At 69.3% G+C, this 4292-nt stretch carries 5 protein-coding genes; 3 read left to right on the top strand and 2 right to left on the bottom strand.

Features of this window, described 5'->3' with window-relative positions; translation table 11 throughout:
• Positions 1-627 (top strand): hypothetical protein (locus AAC997_RS15635; protein ID WP_340646627.1); only part of this gene is annotated, 627 nt, incomplete at its 5' end.
• Here the strand turns inward: AAC997_RS15635 and AAC997_RS15630 are convergent.
• Positions 624-1271: a glutathione S-transferase family protein gene (locus tag AAC997_RS15630; protein ID WP_340646626.1), complete on the bottom strand. Its 648-nt coding sequence runs from the start codon at positions 1269-1271 to the stop codon at positions 624-626. The genes AAC997_RS15635 and AAC997_RS15630 overlap by 4 nt on opposite strands.
• 11 nt (positions 1272-1282) lie before the next feature.
• Positions 1283-1759: a MarR family winged helix-turn-helix transcriptional regulator gene (locus AAC997_RS15625; RefSeq protein WP_340646625.1), complete on the bottom strand. Its 477-nt coding sequence runs from the start codon at positions 1757-1759 to the stop codon at positions 1283-1285.
• Between the two features lie 103 nt (positions 1760-1862).
• On the opposite strand from AAC997_RS15625, the gene AAC997_RS15620 reads away from it, so the two are divergent.
• Positions 1863-2264, top strand: coding sequence for a GFA family protein (locus tag AAC997_RS15620; RefSeq protein ID WP_340646624.1), 402 nt, complete (start codon positions 1863-1865; stop codon positions 2262-2264).
• Positions 2265-2297: 33 nt separating this feature from the next.
• Positions 2298-4088, top strand: a complete 1791-nt coding sequence (locus AAC997_RS15615; RefSeq protein WP_340646623.1) for a M3 family oligoendopeptidase — start codon at positions 2298-2300, stop codon at positions 4086-4088.
• Positions 4089-4292 lie beyond the last annotated feature (204 nt).

Genomic DNA, 4292 nt, shown 5'->3' with positions numbered 1-4292 from the left:
GGGCGTTCTTTCATCCCGAATTCAGCGGGCGCGGGCCATTGCAAGGGCTCCATGCAGATCACCAACACCCTGGCGGGTCCGCCGCCCGTCCTGCCAGACACCGTCGCCGCCTCGGCGCTGGTGCTGGACGACCGCAGCGGGGCGCGGAGTCTTGAGCAGCAACTCACCGCCTATCAGGACTTGGCCAGCCGCTGGCGGGCCGCGCCGTCGAGCGAGCGGCGCACGCTCGCCAAGGCGCTGACGGAATCGCCCTTCGGCCAGCGGGTGCAGTCGACCCTGAACGCCTTCACCCGCGCTGCCTGGGCCGGGCCCCAGGCCGTGCCGCCGGAACCGCAGGCGAAGATGCTCAGCGCCTTCGACGCGCTATCGGAGGCCGATCAGCAGATCGTCGCCGGTATGCAGGTGGATGGCGCCGGCGCCCCGGCCTATGGCTCGCCCGCCGAGTATCGTCAGCGTCTCCATGCCGACCTCGAGGCCGCTCAGCCCGCGAAGACCGACAGCGTCAGCCTGTCGCCGCAAGCCCGCGCGCACCTGGCCGGCGCCGCCCCGCCCGTACCTCCGGCGGAGCCCGAGATCTCGCCGGCCCGCGCCGAGGCGCTGGCGGCCTATACGCGGCTCTCGCGCTAGGCTGGGACCGGCTCGTTTTCGCGGAAGGTCCGCAGCTGGTCCTCCAGCGCCTTGGCGAAGGCCGGCCGCGCCAGGCATCGGGCACGGTAGGCGTCGAGATTGGGGAATGTCTTCAGCGCCCCGCACTCCTCCAGTTCCCGCAGCACCGTGGCCATCGCGATGTCGCCGGCGGTGAAGCGGCCCTCCAGGTAGTCCTTGTCGCCGAGCGCGTTGGAGAGCGAAGTCAGGCGGGCGGCGAGATTGGCCTGGGCGGAGGGGCGGCGCCCCTCGATCCAGGCCTGGCCGGCATAGAAGCCATCCAGCTGCACCAGGGTCTGGGCCTGGGGCTCGATGGAGTTCAACGCCGCGAAGATCCAGGTGCTGACCCGGGCCAGCCCAGCCTCGGTGCGCGGCGCCAGCTTTTCCGACATCCCGGCCAGGCGCAGGACGATGGCGCCGGACTCGAACATCTCCACCTCGCCGTCGCGATAGGCCGGCACCTGACCGAAGGGCTGCCAGTCGCGGTAGTTCTCGGTCGCGCTGTCGATCAGCACCACCTCATAGGGCAGGCCCGCCTCCTCCAGGGCCCAGCGGATGCGCAGGTCGCGGACCCACCCTTGCGCGAAGGGCGGCACCCAGCGGAAGGCGGTGAACTGGATGGTCATAGGGGAGCTCCTCAAGCGTCGCAGAGTGGGGCGGCCGGAACGCCCGGACGGGGCGCCGACAGGGTGAGCAAATCAAGCCGCGCCCGGTCGGGGTCGGCGAGTTCGGTTTCCAGGGCCGCGTGGGCGGCGGCCCACAGCGGCAGGGCGGCGGCGAGCCTGGCCTGGCCGGTCGTGGTCAGGGCCACGCGGCGGGCGCGGTGATCGGCGGGGTCGATGCTGATCTGCGCCAGGGCTTCGCGGACCAGGGGCTTCAGGGCGGCGGTAAGGGTGGTGCGGTCGGCCCCAAGCGTCGCGGCCACCTGGCTCATCGGCGCGGGCTCGGCGCCGTTCAGGGCGTTCAGCAGCGAGAACTGCCCATTGGTCAGCCCCACCGGCCGCAGCACCTCGTCGAACCGCCGCGCCAGCGCCCGCGCCGCCCGCTGGGTGTGCAGGCACAGGCAGGTGTCACGGACGGACAACGTGGTTTCGAGGGCGACGGAGGTGGTCATGGTCTTAGTTGGGTTGATATCAACCTATCAGTCAAGACGCGACCCTGCTGACGCTTCCTGTCAGCAGGCCATGGGAGAAACAGAGCAGACGAGGGAGACGACCATGATCCAGGGAAGCTGCTGCTGTGGTGCGGTGCGGTTCGAACTGACCGCCCCACCCACCATGATGGCCACCTGCCACTGCACCCGGTGCCGCAAGGTGGGGCTGAGCACGTTCGTCTTTGTCGACCGGGCGTCATTCCGGTGGGTGGCGGGCGAGGACATGGTGGAGAGCTACCAGCCCGACCCGCCCTACCAATTTTCCCGCTGCTTCTGCCGCCGCTGCGGCACGGCCCTGGGCGAGCCACTTTCGTCGGCCGACTCGTTCCCCATCGCCGCCAACTGCCTGGACAGCGACCCTGGCGTCCGTAACCGCTTCCACGAGTTCGTCGCGGAGAAGCCAGCCTGGTACGAGATCGGCGACGGCGCCAAACAGTTCGACGGGCATCCGGTTCGGGCGCCCTAGTCCCGCCCCGACCTGCGCGCTAAACCCCTACCCATGAACGCGCCCGTGAAACTCGACGCCCTGCCCGAGTGGCAGCTCTCCGACCTCTATGCCGGGCGCGACGACCCGAAGATCGAGATCGACCTGGCCGCCGCCAAGGCCGCCAATGACGAGCTGATCAAGCTGAAGGGCCGGTTCGTGCAGTTGCGCAGCGACTCGCTGCACCTGGGTGAACTGCTGGACCACGGGATCGGGCTCTATGAGAGTGCGGTGAACGGCTTGTGGGCCGTGGGCGCCTATGCGGGTCTGGCCAGTTCGGTGGCCAAGGACGATCCGGCCTGGGCCAAGTTCGAGGGCGACCTGCGCACCCGGTCCTCGCAGATCGGAGCCGAGAGCCTGTTCTTCACCCTGGAGCTCAACCAGCTCGAGGACAACGAGATCGAGATGGCCTTCAAGGCCCATCCGCCGGCCGCCCGCTGGCGGTCGTGGATGCGCCGGGTGCGGCTGTCGCGGCCCCACGAGCTATCGCCGGAGCTGGAGCGGCTGCTGATCGACCGCTCGCCGGCGGTGGCCAACTGGGTGCGGCTCTATGACGAGACCCTGGCCCGGCTGACCGCCAAGGTGGGCAAGGAGAGCCTGAGCCTGCCCGAGGTGCTGAACCGCCTGTCGGACCCCGACGTGGCCCGGCGCAAGGCCGCCGCGCAAGGCCTGGCCAAGGCCCTGGAGGAGCGCACGCCGGAGCTGGCGCTGTCGATGAACACGCTGGCCTTCGAGAAGCAGGTGGAGGACCGCTGGCGGAAATACCCGACCCCGGCCGCCAGCCGGCACATCGCCAACGAGGTGGACGCCGACGCCGTCGAGGCCCTGGAGGCCGCCGTCGTCGAGGCCTACCCGCGGGTCAGCCATCGCTACTATGCGCTCAAGGCCAAGCTGATGGGCCGCAAGACCCTGGACTACTGGGACCGCAACGCGCCGCTCGATACCGCCCAGCCCCGCGCCTACGACTGGAAACAGGCCCAGGGCATGGTGTTGGAGAGCTTCGCCGACCTGGCGCCCAAGTTCGCCGACACCGCCCGGGCGTTCTTCGACCAGCCCTGGATCGACGCTCGGCCCCGGGCCGGCAAGCAGTCAGGCGCCTTCAGCCACCCGGTGACCGCCGACCGCCACCCCTATGTCTTCATGAATTACATGGGCGAGCGCCGCGACGTCCTGACCCTGGCCCACGAACTGGGCCATGCCGTACACCAAACCCTGTGCCAGCCGCTGGGCACCCTGCTGGCCGACACGCCCCTGACGCTCGCCGAAACCGCCTCCATCTTCGGCGAGGGCCTGGTGTTCGAACGGCTTCTGGCCGGCGCCTCCAAGGCTGAGCGGCTTGGATTGCTGGCCGGCCAGATCGAGGACGGCATCAACACCGTGGTGCGCCAGATCGCCTTCCATCGTTTCGAAAGCCAGTTCCATGCGGCCCGCACGGAGGGCGAACTGTCGGCCGAACAGATCGGCGAGATCTGGCTGGCCACCATGGGCGAAAGCCTGGGTCCAGCCATCAAGCTGAACAAGGGTTATGAGCACTACTGGGCCTATGTCAGCCACTTCGCCCACGCGCCGTTCTACGTCTATGCCTACGCCTTCGGCGACCTGCTGGTGCGTGGCTTGATGGAGAAGCGTCGCGAGGACCCCGTGGCCTTCGCCCCGCTCTATGAGGACCTGCTGGCCGCCGGCGGCACCCGGACCTATGTCGAGGCCCTGCGCCCCTTCGGCCTCAACCCGCGCGAAAAGGCCTTCTGGACCGCCGGCATGGCCCAGATGGAGCGGCTGGTGGACGCCTTCGAGGAGTTGGTCTGAGGCCTCTCTAGATGCTCCGCTCCTGGGGGAGCTGTCAGCGAAGCTGACTGACGGGGACTTTGATTCCTGTTTAACCGAGGGTGGACGACGTCCATCCCCCTCCGGCCCGTCGCTGCGCGCCGATCCACCGCCCCCACATCGGCCTACGGCCTGGGGGAGGATCTGGAGGGCTTGATCCAACTTCGCCGTGGCGCGTTCATGCGC

The organism is Phenylobacterium sp., from assembly GCF_037968635.1.
Taxonomy (GTDB): domain Bacteria; phylum Pseudomonadota; class Alphaproteobacteria; order Caulobacterales; family Caulobacteraceae; genus Phenylobacterium.
Note: the sequence above shows the minus strand (reverse complement) of the source record. Positions and strands in the feature narration are given on the sequence as shown.

What these genes read in the sequence shown, in the direction of transcription:
- AAC997_RS15615 (WP_340646623.1), top strand. Translation starts at nt 2,298, where the DNA reads ATGAACGCGCCCGTGAAACTCGACGCCCTGCCCGAGTGGCAGCTCTCC.
- AAC997_RS15620 (WP_340646624.1), top strand. Translation starts at nt 1,863, where the DNA reads ATGATCCAGGGAAGCTGCTGCTGTGGTGCGGTGCGGTTCGAACTGACC.
- AAC997_RS15630 (WP_340646626.1), bottom strand. Translation starts at nt 1,271, where the DNA reads ATGACCATCCAGTTCACCGCCTTCCGCTGGGTGCCGCCCTTCGCGCAA.
- AAC997_RS15625 (WP_340646625.1), bottom strand. Translation starts at nt 1,759, where the DNA reads ATGACCACCTCCGTCGCCCTCGAAACCACGTTGTCCGTCCGTGACACC.